Annotated in this window: 16 protein-coding genes and 1 tRNA gene; 10 read left to right on the top strand and 7 right to left on the bottom strand. The window is 64.1% G+C overall.

Annotated features, from left to right (window positions below; translation table 11 throughout):
* Positions 1 to 6: 6 nt before the first annotated feature.
* From LL253_RS08745 to aroQ, 4 genes are all read right to left on the bottom strand, one after another.
* A complete protein-coding gene (locus LL253_RS08745; protein WP_228221722.1) occupies positions 7 to 351 on the bottom strand; it encodes an arsenate reductase family protein in 345 nt (114 codons plus the stop codon).
* On the bottom strand, positions 348 to 1,700 hold the full coding sequence (gene accC / locus LL253_RS08740; RefSeq protein ID WP_228226941.1) for an acetyl-CoA carboxylase biotin carboxylase subunit: 1,353 nt from the start codon (positions 1,698 to 1,700) through the stop codon (positions 348 to 350). Before accC ends, LL253_RS08745 begins: the two co-directional genes overlap by 4 nt.
* Positions 1,701 to 1,714: 14 nt before the next feature.
* The gene (gene accB / locus LL253_RS08735) at positions 1,715 to 2,206 is read right to left on the bottom strand and encodes an acetyl-CoA carboxylase biotin carboxyl carrier protein (protein ID WP_009820878.1); all 492 of its coding nucleotides are present in this window, start codon (positions 2,204 to 2,206) and stop codon (positions 1,715 to 1,717) included.
* A gap of 83 nt (positions 2,207 to 2,289) precedes the next feature.
* The gene (gene aroQ, locus LL253_RS08730; RefSeq protein ID WP_228226940.1) at positions 2,290 to 2,730 is read right to left on the bottom strand and encodes a type II 3-dehydroquinate dehydratase; all 441 of its coding nucleotides are present in this window, start codon (positions 2,728 to 2,730) and stop codon (positions 2,290 to 2,292) included.
* Positions 2,731 to 2,846: 116 nt separating this feature from the next.
* Here aroQ and thiS point away from each other — a divergent pair, with 116 nt between their 5' ends.
* Positions 2,847 to 3,842 carry a sulfur carrier protein ThiS gene (gene thiS / locus LL253_RS08720; RefSeq protein WP_009820880.1) on the top strand — a complete coding sequence of 332 codons (996 nt, stop codon included), beginning with the start codon at positions 2,847 to 2,849 and terminating at the stop codon, positions 3,840 to 3,842.
* Here thiS and LL253_RS08715 read toward each other — a convergent pair.
* Positions 3,839 to 4,708 carry a LysR family transcriptional regulator gene (locus tag LL253_RS08715; protein WP_228226939.1) on the bottom strand — a complete coding sequence of 290 codons (870 nt, stop codon included), beginning with the start codon at positions 4,706 to 4,708 and terminating at the stop codon, positions 3,839 to 3,841. The two genes, thiS and LL253_RS08715, sit on opposite strands and share 4 nt — an antisense overlap.
* Before the next feature lie 86 nt (positions 4,709 to 4,794).
* Between LL253_RS08715 and LL253_RS08710 the strand changes: the two genes are divergently transcribed.
* The 9 genes from LL253_RS08710 to LL253_RS08670 all read left to right on the top strand — a co-directional run bounded on the left by LL253_RS08710 (position 4,795) and on the right by LL253_RS08670 (position 13,104).
* Positions 4,795 to 5,505 (top strand): CoA transferase subunit A, encoded by a 711-nt coding sequence (locus tag LL253_RS08710; protein WP_228226938.1) that lies wholly within the window; start codon positions 4,795 to 4,797, stop codon positions 5,503 to 5,505.
* Entirely contained in the window at positions 5,505 to 6,383 is an 879-nt protein-coding gene (locus LL253_RS08705) for an HAD family acid phosphatase (protein ID WP_228226937.1), read from the top strand. Before LL253_RS08710 ends, LL253_RS08705 begins: the two co-directional genes overlap by 1 nt.
* The gene (locus tag LL253_RS08700) at positions 6,380 to 6,709 is read left to right on the top strand and encodes a DUF5076 domain-containing protein (protein WP_228226936.1); all 330 of its coding nucleotides are present in this window, start codon (positions 6,380 to 6,382) and stop codon (positions 6,707 to 6,709) included. Before LL253_RS08705 ends, LL253_RS08700 begins: the two co-directional genes overlap by 4 nt.
* Positions 6,709 to 7,344: a CoA transferase subunit B gene (locus LL253_RS08695; RefSeq protein WP_228221866.1), complete on the top strand. Its 636-nt coding sequence runs from the start codon at positions 6,709 to 6,711 to the stop codon at positions 7,342 to 7,344. The genes LL253_RS08700 and LL253_RS08695 overlap by 1 nt, the downstream gene beginning before the upstream one ends.
* A 9-nt stretch (positions 7,345 to 7,353) precedes the next feature.
* Positions 7,354 to 7,794 (top strand): HIT family protein, encoded by a 441-nt coding sequence (locus LL253_RS08690; RefSeq protein ID WP_228226935.1) that lies wholly within the window; start codon positions 7,354 to 7,356, stop codon positions 7,792 to 7,794.
* Positions 7,795 to 7,839: 45 nt separating this feature from the next.
* Positions 7,840 to 9,135, top strand: a complete 1,296-nt coding sequence (locus LL253_RS08685; protein WP_228226934.1) for a glycosyltransferase family 4 protein — start codon at positions 7,840 to 7,842, stop codon at positions 9,133 to 9,135.
* Positions 9,136 to 9,232: 97 nt separating this feature from the next.
* Positions 9,233 to 10,855 (top strand): capsular polysaccharide export protein, LipB/KpsS family, encoded by a 1,623-nt coding sequence (locus tag LL253_RS08680; protein ID WP_228226933.1) that lies wholly within the window; start codon positions 9,233 to 9,235, stop codon positions 10,853 to 10,855.
* Positions 10,848 to 12,131 carry a capsule biosynthesis protein gene (locus LL253_RS08675; protein ID WP_228226932.1) on the top strand — a complete coding sequence of 428 codons (1,284 nt, stop codon included), beginning with the start codon at positions 10,848 to 10,850 and terminating at the stop codon, positions 12,129 to 12,131. Before LL253_RS08680 ends, LL253_RS08675 begins: the two co-directional genes overlap by 8 nt.
* A gap of 169 nt (positions 12,132 to 12,300) precedes the next feature.
* A complete protein-coding gene (locus LL253_RS08670; protein WP_228226931.1) occupies positions 12,301 to 13,104 on the top strand; it encodes a sterol desaturase family protein in 804 nt (267 codons plus the stop codon).
* A gap of 72 nt (positions 13,105 to 13,176) precedes the next feature.
* Here the strand turns inward: LL253_RS08670 and LL253_RS08665 are convergent.
* Both LL253_RS08665 and LL253_RS08660 read right to left on the bottom strand, forming a co-directional pair.
* Positions 13,177 to 13,250, bottom strand: a tRNA-Gln gene (locus LL253_RS08665).
* Between the two features lie 106 nt (positions 13,251 to 13,356).
* On the bottom strand, positions 13,357 to 15,615 hold the full coding sequence (locus tag LL253_RS08660; RefSeq protein WP_228226930.1) for a glycosyltransferase: 2,259 nt from the start codon (positions 15,613 to 15,615) through the stop codon (positions 13,357 to 13,359).
* Between the last annotated feature and the right edge of the window lie 18 nt (positions 15,616 to 15,633).

Here is a 15,633-nt window from a genome sequence, read left to right as displayed (position 1 = left end):
TGCCGCCTAGAGTATCTCGCGCACCTTGTCCTGCGGCCGGCAGAAGCGCACGCCCTTGTCGGTTTCGACGAAGGGACGATTCACATAGGCAGAATTGGCCGCCATTGCATCCAGGATCGCGTCGGGGGCCATCGCGGGGAGACCGCGTTCTTCCGCATCAGTGCCCATGGTGCGGATCGCGTCGGCCGGGGTCATGCCGGCGTCGGCGATCAGCTGCGCGATTTTGTCGCGGCTATAGGGCGTCTTGAGATACTCGATCACCTCGACATCGACCCCCGGCGTCTCTTCCAATATGGCGAGCGTCTTGCGCGACGTGCCGCATTTGGGATTGTGCCAGATGGTGGCCTTCATGCCTTGTCTTCCCGCGCCAACCACTCTTCCAGCCACTTGATCGTATAGTCGCCGTTGAGGAAATCGGGATCGGTCAGCAACGCCTGATGCAGCGGGATGGTGGTCTTCATCCCTTCGATCACATATTCCTCCAGCGCGCGGCGCAGGCGCATGATCGCGCCTTCGCGGGTGCGGCCATAGACGATCAGCTTGCCGATCATGGAGTCGTAATAAGGCGGGACCTTATAGCCCTGATACAGGCCGCTATCGACGCGGACATGCATGCCGCCGGGAACGTGATAGCTGGTGACGGTGCCGGGCGAGGGCGCGAAGGTGCGCGGGTCTTCGGCATTGATGCGGCATTCGATGGCATGGCCGGTGAAGCGTATGTCGTCCTGGGCCACCGACAGCGGCTTGCCCTCCGCGACGCGGATCTGTTCGCGCACCAGGTCAAGGCCGGTGATCATCTCCGTCACCGGATGTTCGACCTGAAGCCGGGTGTTCATCTCGATGAAGTAGAATTCGCCATTTTCCCACAGGAACTCGATCGTCCCCGCGCCACGATAGCCCATATCGGCCATCGCTTTCGCGCACACACTGCCGATGCGTTCGCGCTCGGCCTGGCTCAGCACGGGGGAGGGCGCTTCCTCCAGAACCTTCTGGTGGCGACGCTGGAGCGAACAATCGCGCTCGCCCAGATGGATGGCGTTGCCATTGCCGTCGCCGAACACCTGGATTTCGATATGGCGCGGATTGCCGAGATATTTTTCGATATAGACGGTGGCGTCGCCGAACGCGGCCTTCGCCTCGCTGCCCGCCTGCTGCATCAGCGTTTCGAGGCTGTCGGGCGAGGTGCACACCTTCATGCCGCGGCCGCCGCCGCCCGAAGCCGCCTTGATGATGACGGGATAGCCCGCCGCCTCGGCAATGGCGCGCGCTTCCTCGACATCGCTGACCGCGCCGTCGGAACCGGGGACAAGCGGCAGGCCCAGCGCGCCGGCGGTGCGCTTGGCTTCGATCTTGTCGCCCATGGTGCGGATATGTTCAGGCTTCGGCCCGACGAAGGCCAGCCCATGCGCTTCGACGATCTCGGCGAACTTGGCGTTTTCGGACAGGAAGCCATAGCCCGGATGGATCGCGTCCGCGCCAGAGATTTCCGCCGCCGAAATGATCGCCGCGACGTTCAGATAGCTGTCCTTGGCCGCCGGCGGGCCGATGCAGATGGCTTCGTCGGCAAGGCGCACATGCATGGCGTCGGCGTCGGCGGTCGAATGAACTGCGACCGTCTTGATGCCCATTTCATGGCAGGCGCGGTGGATGCGGAGCGCGATCTCGCCGCGATTGGCGATCAGCAGCTTTTCAATGCCCATGATCGTCGCGCGCCTTATTCGATCACGATCAGCGGCTGGTCATATTCGACCGGCTGGCCATTATCGACCAGCACCGTCTTGACCGTGCCGGACACCGGCGCGGCGATGGCGTTCATGACCTTCATCGCTTCGACGATCAGGACGGTGTCGCCGGCCTGCACTTGCGATCCCACGCGTGCGAAGGGCGCGGCGCCCGGTTCGGCGGACAGATAGGCGGTGCCCACGATCGGCGATTTGACCAGGGTGCCGGGCGGCAGCGCGCCTTCGGGCGCAACGGCGGGCGCAGCCGGCGCGGCGGCGGGGGCAGGCGCAGCGGCCGCCGGGGCGGCAGGCGCGGGCGCATAGACAGCGGCAGCCGCGCCGCCGGCCTTGCGCGCGACGCGAATCTTGCGGTCGCCATCCTCCACCTCGATCTCGGTGAGGTTGGTGTCGTCGAGCAGGGCGGCAAGGTCCCGCACGAGCTGAACATCGACCTGCATTGCGCCCTTTTCCTGATTATCGGTCATGTGAAGTCCCTGGCCGGTGAATATTGTTTCTGGCGCCAGCGCCTATGCGTATTTACGCCAAAGCGCAACTTTCGTGCGTCGGATCATAATTCCAGCGCGGCTTCCAGCGCCAGCATGTAGGACATGGGGCCAAAGCCCGCGATCGTGCCCTTCGCCGCCATGCCGACATAGCTTGTGTGGCGGAAAGGCTCACGCGCATGCGGGTTGGACAGGTGAATTTCGATTACCGGCACGCTGATGCCTTTTATCGCGTCATGCAGCGCGATGGACGTGTGGGTGTAGGCACCGGGATTGATGATGACGGCATGCGCGCCTTCCGCATGGGCTTCCTGCAACCAGTCGACCAGATGGCCTTCGTGATTGGACTGGCGGAAGTCGATTTCCACATGGGCGCGATTGGCCGCGTCCTCCATGCGCTGGGCGATGTCGTCGAGCGTGTCATAGCCGTAAATCTCCGGCTCGCGCGTGCCGAGCATGTTAAGATTGGGCCCATTGAGCACATAGATTTTGCGCGCGTCGGCCACGTCCGGTCCCCTTTTTCAGATGTTGCGGCGGAGGCAGGGCCGCCCCTATATGCGAGGCAATCCATAGCCTTTCCTGTCTCGCCGCGTCGAGACACTTTGCCAATCGGGACAGCATAGTGAGCATAGACGGCACCATTTCCATCCGCATCAACGGCGAACATCGCCGCGTTCGCGAGGGGCTGACCCTCGCTGAACTGGCGAGCGAACTGGGCTTCACGCCCGAAAAGGTCGCGGTGGAGCGCAATCTGGAGGTGGTGCCGCGATCGACGCTGGCGGATGTCCGGGTCGAGGACGGTGATGAGCTGGAGATCGTCCATTTCGTCGGCGGCGGCGATGGCGCGGGCGATGATGGCTGGTCGGTCGCGGGCAAGGCGTTCACGTCGCGCCTGATCGTGGGGACGGGCAAATATAAGAGCTTCGAACAGAATGCGGCCGCAGTCGCGGCGTCGGGCGCGGAAATCGTCACGGTGGCGGTGCGGCGGGTGAATGTGAGCGACCCCAAGGCGCCGATGCTGACCGACTATATCGACCCCAAAAAAATCACCTACCTGCCCAATACGGCGGGATGCTTCACAGGCGAGGAGGCGATCCGCACGCTGCGCCTGGCGCGCGAGGCGGGGGGATGGGATCTGGTCAAGCTGGAGGTGCTGGGCGAGGCGCGCACCCTTTATCCCGACATGGTCGAGACGCTGCGCGCGACCGAAGTGCTGGCCAAAGAAGGCTTCAAGCCGATGGTCTATTGCGTCGACGATCCGATCGCGGCCAAGCGGCTGGAGGATGCAGGCGCCGTCGCGATCATGCCGCTGGGCGCGCCGATCGGCAGCGGCCTTGGCATCCAGAACCGGGTGACGATCCGTTTGATCGTGGAGGGCACGACGCTGCCCGTGCTGGTCGATGCGGGCGTGGGCACCGCGTCCGAAGCCGCGCAGGCGATGGAACTGGGCTGCACCGGCGTCCTCATGAACACCGCCATCGCCGAAGCGAAGGACCCGGTGCTGATGGCCGCCGCGATGAAGGCGGGCGTCGAGGCGGGCCGCATGGCCTATCGCGCCGGGCGCATGGGCAAGCGCCTATATGCCGACCCGTCGAGCCCGCTCGCCGGTCTGATCTAGAGCCGCAATCCGCTGGCCCGGCCGAAAATGGCGAGGACCAGCGGATCACTTTCGGCCGCGCGCACGGCGACGTGAAAGGCGATCTGCGGCAAGGGCGGCATGTCGGGCAGTCTGACGAGTTGGCCGCTTTCCAGATGGTGGCGCACCATCGCTCCGGGAAAGGCCCCGACGCCGCCGCCGCGCGTGACGATATCGATCATCGTGCGCACATTGTTGCACAGGTTGACGGGGCTGGTGGCCAGCGGGGAGTCGGCCAGCGCGTCCTTGACGAGGTGATAGAGCGGCGAGGCGCTGGACAGCGACCAGACCGGCGGGCGCGGCGGCGGCGCGCTGGCGATGGCGGGGCTGGCAAGCCAGAGAAGATCGACGCCGCCGATCGGTGTCGAGCGCAGCATCGGGTGCGCAACCGGCCCTGCGCCGAAGATCATGTCGGCCTGCCCCGACGCCAGCTGCTGGATCAGGTCCACGGTCAGTGCGATGTCGATTGCCAGCGTGACATTGGGCAGGTCGCGGCCCAGCGCGGTGACGAAGTCGGGCAGACAGATCGCCGCCGCAATCTCCCCCGATCCCACGCGCACGACCCCGCGCGCGCCGCCAATGTCGCTGCATCCGGTCAGCACTGTCTGGAAACGCGCCCAGAGGGGTTCGCTTTCGCGCACCAGTTCGCGGCCCGCGGGGGTCAACGCCATGGCGCGCCCTTCGCGGCGGAAAAGGGCGGTGCCAAGATGGCTTTCCAATTCGCGCACACGCGCGGAAATGGCGGGTTGCGTCGTGTTGAGGCGCGCCGCCGCCGCGGCGAATGTGCCCAGCCGCGCGATCCACAGCAGCGTTTCGAGGTGATAGAAGGCGATACGATTGATAGCCATTATTTTGGCTTATCCGAAAAAACAAATCATTGGTATTGATCCTTTCGACCGCCTAGACCCATGTTCATATTCAAGGAGAAGCGCCCATGGTGAAGAAGCTCTACCCCGATGCTGCGGCTGCGCTGGACGGGCTGCTGTTCGACGGGATGCAGATTTGCGCGGGCGGCTTTGGCCTGTGCGGCATTCCAGAGCGGCTGATCGACGCCATCCGCGATGCCGGGGTCAAGGATATGACCATCGCGTCCAACAATGCCGGGATCGACGGCGAGGGGCTGGGCAAGCTGTTGCGCACGCGGCAGGTGAAGAAGATGATCTCCTCCTATGTCGGGGAAAACAAGGAATTCGAACGGCAGTTTCTGGCCGGCGAACTGGAGGTGGAGTTCTGCCCGCAGGGGACGCTGGCGGAGCGGTGCCGTGCGGGCGGGGCGGGGATTCCCGGCTTCTACACCAAGACCGGCGTGGGCACGCAGGTGGCCGAGGGCAAGGAAGTCAAGAGCTTCGACGGGCAGGATTATATATTGGAGCGCGGCATCTTCGCCGACATCGCCATCATCAAGGGGTGGAAGGCCGATGAGAGCGGCAACCTCATCTTCCGCAAGACCGCGCGCAACTTCAATCAGCCGATGGCGACGGCGGCGAAGGTCTGCATCGCCGAGGTCGAGGAAGTGGTGCCGACCGGCAGCCTGGACCCTGATGCGATCCATCTGCCCGGCATCTATGTCAAGCGAATGATCGTAGGCGCGCCCTATGACAAGAAGATCGAGTTCCGCACTGTGAGGGAGCGGGAGGCGGCGTGATGCCCGCAAGGATGCGGCTTGGCGCGGCGTTCCTCGCTTTGCCTCTGGCGGCCTGCGCGAGCGTGACGAGCGCGCCGCCCGCGCCCGTTGCCGCTGCTCCCGCCAATCCGCCCGCGGGGATGCAATATCTCTACGGGTCGGGTGAAGGCGCGGCGCTGTCGGTTCAGGCCTGGCACGGGCTGCTGGGCTATGTCGCGGCCAAGGTGAAGGTGCGCCCGGCCGATAGCGTGGTGCTGGCGCAAGGAGCGAGCCTGGACGCGCCCAAATTCGTGCCCTGCGGCGACAAGCCACTGGCGGCGGTGTTCGACGTCGACGAAACGGTGATGCTCAACACCGGTTATGAATATCATGATGCGACCAGCGCCAAGGGGTATAATGCGGCCGATTGGGATGCCTGGGAAAAGACGGGCGAGGGCGCGGTCGCGCCGGTGCCGGGCGCGGACCATGTGCTGGCTGCGCTGCGCAAGATGGGCGTGACCGTTATCTTCAACACCAACCGGTCGGCCGCCAATGCCGACGCGACCGCGCGCGCGATCCGGGCGGCGGGCCTGGGGGAGGCGGTGCATGGCCAGACGCTGTACCTCAGCGGCGACGACGCCATGGGTTCACGCAAGGATGGCCGCCGTGCGACGATTTCCTCCAAATATTGCGTCATCGCCATGGGCGGCGACCAGCTGGGTGATTTCTCCGACCTGTTCAATGCGGGGCAAGCCGTGCCCGCGCGCCGCGCCGCGACCATGACCCTGCCGATTGCCGGCATGTGGGGCAATGGCTGGTTCGTGATGCCCAACCCCGTCTATGGCAGCGGCCTCAAGGGCGGGTTCGACGACATATTTCCGATGGACAAGAGGTGGGCGCCCGAAGGACGTCGGCCGTGATTGGCTTTCGAAAGAAGGCGGAGCATCCCGGTGCTATTTCTCTGGATAAGGGCGATAATCTTACGCCACAATCAGCGGAAGTCGCCCGAATATGGGTCACCAATAATGCGGGCAGTAGCGTATGGATCGACGCACATGTTTTGGCCGATCCTGTCGCATTCGGTTATTTGATCGCAGATACAATGCGTCACGCCGCCCGCGCCTATGCAACCACCTACGATGCTGACGAAGTAACCATGCTTCAGGCAATAAGTGACGGGGTTGTTGAAGAACTGCGTGAGCAGTTTGCGAGCATAACGACCATTCAGGAAGGAAAGCTGAACTGATGCCCTGGACTCGTGACGAGATGGCCGCGCGCGCGGCGAAGGAACTCAAGGACGGTTTCTATGTAAACCTGGGCATCGGCATCCCGACGCTGGTGGCGAACCATATACCCGATGGCGTCGAAGTGACGCTCCAGTCGGAAAACGGGATGCTGGGCATCGGACCGTTTCCGTTCGAGGGCGAGGAGGACGCCGACCTGATCAACGCGGGCAAGCAGACGATCAGCGAGCTGCCGCAGTCGGTCTATTTTTCCAGCGCCGACAGTTTTGCGATGATCCGGGGCGGGCATATCGACCTCACTGTGCTGGGCGCGATGGAAGTCGCGGAAAATGGCGACATCGCCAACTGGATGATCCCCGGCAAGATGATCAAGGGCATGGGCGGCGCGATGGATCTGGTCGCGGGCGTCAAGAAGATCATCGTTGTGATGGAGCACACGTCCAAGAATGGCGACCCCAAGTTCATCCCGGCCTGCACCCTGCCGCTGACCGGCACCAATGTCGTTGACATGATCGTCACCGACTTGGCGGTGTTCCAGCGGCCCGACCATGACAGCCCGTTCAAGCTCATTGAACTGGCGCCGGGCGTGACGGCGGAGGAAGTCGCTGCTAAGACGAGCGCCCATTATATCAGCTAAGGGCACTCCATGAGCCTCGACGGCACCTATGACGACGCGAATATCTTTGCCCTGATCCTGCAGGGCAAGATACCGTCGACCACGCTGTATGAGGATGCGGACACGCTGTCCTTCCTGGACATCATGCCGCAGACGCGCGGCCATGCGCTGGTGATTTCCAAATGGTCGAAGGCGCGTAACCTGCTGGAAATGGAGGACAAGGCGCTGGCCCAGGTGATGGCGACGACGAAAAAGGTCGCCACCGCCATTCGCAAGGCGCTGAACCCCGACGGCATCCAGATCGCGCAGTTCAACGGTGCGCCGGCCGGGCAGACCATTTTCCACCTGCACGTCCATATCCTGCCGAGATGGGAGGGCGACCCCAAGGGCTTTGCCGCCCATGGCGCGGGCGGCAAGGCCGATCCCGACGCGCTAGAAGCGCTGGCGCAAGAGATACGCGCGCAGTTCTGATGCAGTCCGCCTGCCTGTCACATCTGAGCGGCGGACGCTGAGCCGATGGCCCTGCGTCCCTTCAACGCCCCTGGCGCGCGGCTGGCGCTGCGCACCAAGCGGGCCAGTCCCCGCTTCGATGGCGCGCGTGGCGACAGTGAAGTGGTGCTGGACGTGTCGCGACTGCTGTCGCGCGCTTTCCACCCCGCGCCGACCGGGATCGACCGGGTCGAATATGTCTATGCCCGCGAATTGCTGGAGCGAATGCCCCATCGCCTGTCCTTCGCGGCGGTGCATCCCGCTGGCGGCTATTATGGGCGGTTGAGCAATGCGGCGGTGCGCCAGTTCCTGGCCTTTACCGCAGCCAAGTGGCGCAATACGCGCAGCGACGCGGGCGGCGAGGGCAAGGCGGCGGTCATCCGCCATATGTTCGCGACCCGGCCGCGCCCGGTGCCCAAGGCGAAGGGGCCGCGCATCTATTTGCAGGTGTCGCCGCACCATCTGGACGACGCGGGCCAGGTGGGCGCGATCCTGCGCGCGGAGGGCGCCAAGTTGGTGACGCTGGTGCATGACGTCATCCCGTTGAGCCATCCCGAATATGCCCGGCCGCAGGGTGCGGACGAGCATCGCCGCCGCGTGCGCACGATTGACCGCTATGCAACCGGCATTATCGGCAACAGCCAGGCGACGATCGATGCGCTGGCGCCGCATCTGGGCGCCGGACTGGACGGTCGGGTTGTGCGGGTCGCGCATTTCGGTGCCGACGCCCCCGACATATTCGGCGCGCGCGACGAGTCGCTGCCCAAGCGGCCCTATTTCGTCTATATTTCGACGATCGAGCCGCGAAAGAACCATCTGCTGCTGCTCACCATCTGGCGGCGGCTGGTGGAGGACATGGGCGATGCGGCCCCGGTGCTGGTGCTGATCGGACGGCGCGGCTGGGAAAATGAGAATGTCATCGACATATTGGAGCGTGCGGACATTTTGCGCGGCCATGTGATCGAGGCGGGCGAAGTGTCTGACAACCGGATGCAGGCGCTGGTCGCCAATGCCCGCGCGATGCTGATGCCGTCCTTTGCCGAAGGATTCGGCATGCCGGTGGTCGAGGCTCTGGCGGCGGGCGTGCCGGTGATTTGCAGCGACATCATCGCCCATCGCGAAGTGGGTGGCGATGCGCCGGACTATCTGGATCCGCTGGACGGGCTGGGATGGATGCGGGCGATCTGCGCCTATGCGCAGGCAGATTCGCCCGAGCGCGCGGCGCAGCAGGCGCGCATCAGCGCGTGGCGCGCGCCGACCTGGCGTGACTATTTCGACATAGTGACCGACCTGATCGAGGAAGTAACGGCCTCTGTTCCTTGACCTTTGCACCGCCCCTGCTCCAAGGGTGAGGCATGACGATGCGGCGCGCTTTGGGACTGGAACGGGACGGATGCGCGATCCCGGTCCGTCATGGCGCATGACCCCGTTTCTGCGATCCCCGCCTTTTCCCAATGTCGACCCGGCTGTCGCCGCCGTCTCCCTGCCTGTCGACGGACGCGCTGCGCATGGCGTCACCGACGCGGCGCTGGACCAGCTTCGCGTCGCGCGCGTGGGCGGTTGCTTCTGGGGCGCGCGGCCTGATCCGGTGCGGCGGCTGGTGCGGGTGGGAACGCCGCTGGACGCGCGCGTTTTTGTCGAAATGGACTCGGATCAGATCGGCCTGTTGCCCGGCCAGGGCGCGGCCCATGTGGGGGGACGCATGCTCCCCGCTGACTGCGACCCGTGGCACATGATCGAAGGCGCGCAGGCCATCCATGCCGGTGCCGAGGATGACTGGTCGCTGATCGCCGGGCTGATGGGCGTGCCGGTGATCGGAGCGGATGGCGTGGCGGTGGAGCCAGCGCGATTGCACGCTTTGCTGCGCGCCCGATTGACCGCGGCGCAATATCGCGACCCGTTTTCTGGCGCGCCGATCAATGTATCGCAGGCGATCGCGCAATTGGCCGACTGGCGGCGGCATCTGGACGGCAATCGCGGCTTGTCGGCGGCAAGCGGCATGGCCTTCTGGAAGCGCGAGGCGATCCGGGCCTTTTTATGGGACGGCGAGCGATCGCCGCCCTTTGTGTCGGCGCGGCGCGGCCTGCGCAAGGCGCAGCGCGAGGGCGGGGCGCTGGCGGTCTGGCCTTCGCGCGTGCCCGCCGCCATCGTCGCACAGGCAGAGGCGGAGGGCATTCCCGTCGCGCGGGTGGAGGATGGCTTCCTGCGTTCGCGTGGCTTGGGCGCGGCTCTCCATCCACCTGGCTCCATCGTGGTCGACCGCAGCGGCATTTATTATAATGCGCTCGGCCCCAATGACCTGGAAAAGCTGCTCGCGACGCAGGATTTTTCGCCCGCGCTGGTCGAGCGGGCGGCGCGGCTGCGCGCGCGCATCTGTGCGTCGGGCGTCACCAAATATGGGGCGCAGGGCGTCGGGCTGCCTGCCTTGCCGAAGGGGCGGCGTACCGTGCTGGCGGTGGGCCAGGTGGACGACGACCTGTCGGTGCGGCTGGGCGGCGCAGGGGTGGTCGGCAATCTCGATTTTCTCCAGCGCGTGCGACGCGCCGAACCCGATGCCTTCATCCTCTATCGCCCCCATCCCGACGTGCAGGCCGGGCATCGCAAGGGCCACCTGACCGATGCGGCGGCCCTGGCCCATGCGGATGCGATCGACAGCGGCGGATCGCTGATGGAGCTGGTGCAGGCAGTGGACGCGGTGCATGTGCTCTCCTCGCTCACCGGGTTCGAGGCGCTGATCCGGGGCTGCGCCGTGACGGTGCACGGCATGCCCTTCTATGCCGGTTGGGGCCTGACGCACGATGTGGCGCCGCCGAGCCCCCGTCGTGGGCGACAACGCACCATTGATGCGCTTGTTGCTGCAGCACTCATTCTCTATCCCCGCTATCTCGATCCGGTGACCCGATTGCCTTGTGGGCCTGAAGTGATGGTGGAGCGTTTAGCCAATGGGTCGACGCCGCCTGTGACTTGGCTTATCAGGGTGCGGGCCATGCAGGGGAAGTTGCGCAGATTTATGACTTTGGCCGCAGAGTTTTTTCATGGCTGATCCGCAGGTTAAGACCTTTCTCTTCCTGCAGGGACCGCACGGACCCTATTTCGCGATGCTGGCCGACGCCTTGCGGGCACGGGGGCATCGCGCCCTGCGCATCAACATCAATGGCGGCGACAAGGTCGACTGGCCGGGCGAAGCGACGGATTATCGCGGGACCTTTCGCAACTGGCCGCTCTTCTTCGACGATTTTATCGTCAACCACGGCGTTACCGACCTTATCCTCTACGGCGATTGCCGACCCTATCATACATCGGCCCATGGCATGGCGCGGCTGCGCGGATTGCGTGTCCATTGCATGGAGGAAGGCTATATCCGGCCCGACTTCCTCACATTGCAGGATGACGGGGTGAACGGCAATTCGACGCTGCCGCTCGATCCGCAATGGTATATCGATCAGGCGGCTGGCCTGCCCGAAGGGACCGAGCCGTTGCCGCCGGTGCCCTCGACATTCCAGGCGCGGGCGCGCAACACGATGCGCAATGGCCTGTCGTCGGCGCTGATGCGGCCCTATTTTCCCTATTATCGCACGCACAGGCCGCATAGTTTCATCCTGGAATCGGTCGCCTGGTGCTGGAAGCTGCTGATGGGGCAGCGCGAGGCGGAACGGTCGGCCGCGACATGGGAGGCGGTCAAGGGCCAGCCCTATTTCACCCTGCCGCTGCAGCTCAATTCCGATTATCAGATTCGCGTCCATTCGCCCTTCGGCGACATGCGCGCGGCGCTGCGCTTCGTCATCAAGAGCTTTGCCGAACATGCGCCCCAGGGCGTCGCGTTGCTGGTCAAGCGCCATCCGCTCGATCCGGGACTGGTCGGCTGGGAACGGCTGACGCGCAAGCTGGCGGCCCATTATGGCGTCGGCGATCGGGTTCATTATCTCTCTGACTGGGACATTGCCGAGGTCGTGCAGACATCGCTGGGCGTCGTGACGGTGAACAGCACGGTGGGCACGCTGGCGCTTAACAGCGCCAAGCCGGTCGTGGTGCTGGGCCACGCGGTCTACAAGGTGCCTGGCATCGTGCATCACACCAGCCTGGACAGTTTCTGGGGTGCGCCGCGCCAGCCCGACATGACGCTCTATTCCGCGTTCCGCCGTGTGCTCGAGGATCGCTGCTTGATCCGCGGCGGGTTGTTGAGCGACGAGGGCTTGCAGATGCTGGTCGACAATGCGGTCGAGCGGCTGGAAAAGGACCCGTCCGAAGTGCTGCCCCTGACCCGCCCCGCGCGTCGCCGGCGGCGCGGCATGGACGTGGTTCATGGAAGCGCGGCATGAGGGCGGCGTGGTAAACCGCGCGAATTCCAGGTAACCGGCTATCGACCCTGCAAAGTCAGCTTCGCGGGGCTCCGGGCGGGTTAACGCCATCTACATGTCTGGCGGATAGGGCGGAACCATGGCGTTGTCATGGATTGACCTGGGACTCATTCTTGCAGCGAGCCTGTGGATGGCCGTGCCATTCCTGCTCGCATTGTGCCTGTGCGTGCTGGTGGAGATGCTGTTCCCGAGCGAGGAACTCAGCTTGCGCGAGCGGCTGCCAGGCGCTCTCTTCGTCCTGGCGCTGCCGGTGTCGGCCGCGTTCATCGTGCCGCCCTTTCACGCCTTCTGGCGCTTCATCGAATGCCCGATCCTGATCGACCTGCGGTGGATGCCCGACTGGTTGCTGCTGGCGACGCTTATCCTGCTCTGGGACTTTTGTAATTATTGGGAACACCGGTTCGAACACCGCTTCTTGTGGTCGTTCCACGCCGTGCATCATGCGCCCACGCAGCTACATGCAGCCCATACCTATGCGCACCCGGTGCAGTTGATCTGCCAATTCTTCTTCAAGATTCTGCCCTTCAGCCTGCTGGGACTGAAAGGCGTCGCCGTGCCGGCATTGGCGGTGGTCATGGTCGCTTTCTGGAATTTCTTCATCCATGCGTCGACCCGGCTTCATGTCGGGCCGTTGCGCTGGCTGCTGGTCGATAACAGGTTCCACCGCATCCATCACAGTGTCGAGACGCGGCATTTCGACAAGAATTTCGCGCCCGTCTTTTCGATCTGGGATCAACTGTTCGGCACCGCCCATTTTCCTGCGCCGGACGAACATCCTGCACTGGGGCTCGAGGATGTGCGGCCGCCGCGCTCCTATTTCGACCTTCTCGTCATGCCCGTTCGCAGGGCCGAACGGAAGATTGCGGCGGGAAGCGTCGTTGCGTCCTTTGCCGATGTGTCAGAAACCCGCCCGGTCGCGCGCTCAGCGGCCTGACGGCCGCCAGCGGGACGGCGTGGGCGCATGGATATCGCAGCCAAGCGCCTGGATGTCAGGAGGAGGAAAATTTGGATGCCCGATGAGGATTCGAACCTCAATTGACGGAGTCAGAGTCCGTAGTCTTACCTTTAGACGATCGGGCACCGATCGTAAGCGGTTTCCCGCTCGGGAGGCCGCAGATAGGCGGCGGCAGGCGGGTGGTCAAGTGCTTTGTTTGGGCTGGTGCAGGCGCGCCCAATCGCGACGGCTTCAGCCCAGCGACAGCAGCTTGCGTCGCCGTTTGGCTTTCTTGTCGAGGCGGTCGGCGCCGATCACGGTGATGGTCGCGCGACGGTCCTTGAACTCGGGCGATTCCATGATGGCGCGCAGCATGTCTTCCTTGGTCATGCCGTTGGCGATGAGGGCGCGATGATGGTCGAGGCCGGCGGGATCGGCACGACGGCCCAGTATCTGGATATAGAAGGCCTCAATGAAGGCGTCGCCGTCGAGCGCAAGAATGGCCGGCAGATCGACCGTCGCGGCCGGCGCGAGATTGAGCGCGACCGGACCGCCACTTGCGCCAGAAGGCGCCGTGCCGTCCTTGGCTGCGCTGTGGCGGCGGAGCATGTCGCCATCTTCAATCCGGGCGATCAATTGGTCGCAAATGTCGGACCGGTCGAGCAAGCCGGTGGCGAAGGCGAAGAGGTCGCGCGACCAGTCGTCCCAGTCAGCCCCGTCCTGTTCCACCACGCGCGCCTGTTCGCATTCGACGGCCTGGCGCACGGCGTCGGGCAGGTCGCTGTCGTTGAAATAGAGAAAGACGCCCTCCACCGCGCTGAAGGTCGCGAGGATTTCGCGCGTGGCAGGGATGTCGCGGGCGACCACCGGCTTGCCGAGCGCCAGCGCGTGCATCACCGACAGGCCGAAGCCCTCATAATAAGAAGGCAGGATGATGACGCTGCTGGACGCGAAAATCTCGTTCATCTCGACGTCGGGAATGACGCCGGCGTGAAGTTGGCGCACGTTGGAGGGCATGTCATCGCCGCCCTTGCCCATGACAAGGACCGACAGGCTGGGGATGGCTTCGCCTAGGATACGGGCAGATGCGCTTGATGCCTTGTGCGCGAAATGATTGCCGAGCACCAGCGCATGGTCGCGGCGCAGTTCCAGTCCTTCATAGCGCGCCGCGTAGGCCGAGGGGCGGGTAGGCAGAAGGCGGGTATGGACCTGCGCGCCAAAGCGCCGGGGAAAGCGATGCCGGAATGTTTCTTGCGAAAACCGGCTGATGAAGAAGAGGCCGTTGGCGTTGCGCGCCACATAGGACCAGAGGGTTTGCACGTCATTGTCCGCGCGCAGATTGCCGCAGTCGAGCGCAATGACGTCGAGCATGCCATAGATATTGACCGGGGCGAGATGCTCCATGACGCTGATCTGGTCGAGTTCGAAGGGCTGGCCAAAGAAGATCGACACGGCATAGCCCGGCGTCACATCGGTACGCAGCCGCACATGGTCCAGGCGGTCGATGCCATGGAATTCTGCGACGGACCGTTTGCAGATAATATGCAGTTCGAACCCGTCCTGCGGCTGGCGATCAAACCAGCGGACGAAGTTCATGATGAGTTCGTTGGTGCCATTGTGATGATGGCCGACGCTGAGCAGATTGAGTGCGATTTTGAGCTTGCTGTCGACAGTCGGCACAAGGTTCGCCATCTGGGCGATCGCGCGATATTCAGCCGATGCTTCATGCGCCCAGACCAGGGGCAGGAATTCAGGATGGCGCGCATCGATCATGCGCAGATTGGCCTGTTGCTGGCCCTTATAGTCAATGTCGTGCAGCTTGAAGGAGGCTGAACCGGCATGATAAGCGAAGGCGTGATTGGCGAGCACGGCGCGAAAGCCGACCTTGCCCGCCCGCATGACGAGGTCATTTTCCTCCTCATAGCCAACGCCGAAATCCTCATCGAGATAGCCGAAATTGGCGACCACCTGCCCTGAAATGAGCAGATAGAAGCCGACGGCGGTCGGCGCGAAGCTGTAGCGGGGAAGGTGCCGGTGTACCGATTCCCAGGCGATATGGCAGATTTCCGGCGTCGTCGCGATGCCCGACAGATTATGCGGCGCGGGCGGAAAGGTCGCTAGCGCGGCATTGTTGGAGCGCGGGCAGACGAAGCCGATCTGCGGGTCGGCATGCAGCACGGCCAGCATTTCCGACAATGTGCCGGGATAGGTCAGCGTGTCGCTGTTGACGAGCAGGGCAGCACGCCGGTCGCGGCGCGCCATCGCCAATCCTTTGTTGACGCTCCGTACGAAGCCGAGGTTTTCGGGATTGCGGATGTGGACGTCGATCAGGCCTTCGGCATGACATTGACGCAGATAGGCATCGATCGCCTGATCATCGGGCGAATCGTTGATCGCGATCAGGCGGGGACTGTGATCGCGGATCTCGTCGAGATTCCGGACAAGGGAGTCCAGGCAGGCCCGGACCATGTCGACGTTTCGATAAATGGGAAGAATGATATCGAGCGTCATCGATGGTCCTGCGTGGCC

Origin of the sequence: Sphingobium soli (assembly GCF_020782245.1) — a bacterium.
Classification (GTDB): domain Bacteria; phylum Pseudomonadota; class Alphaproteobacteria; order Sphingomonadales; family Sphingomonadaceae; genus Sphingobium; species Sphingobium soli.
This window is presented reverse-complemented; position numbering and strand designations above follow the sequence as displayed.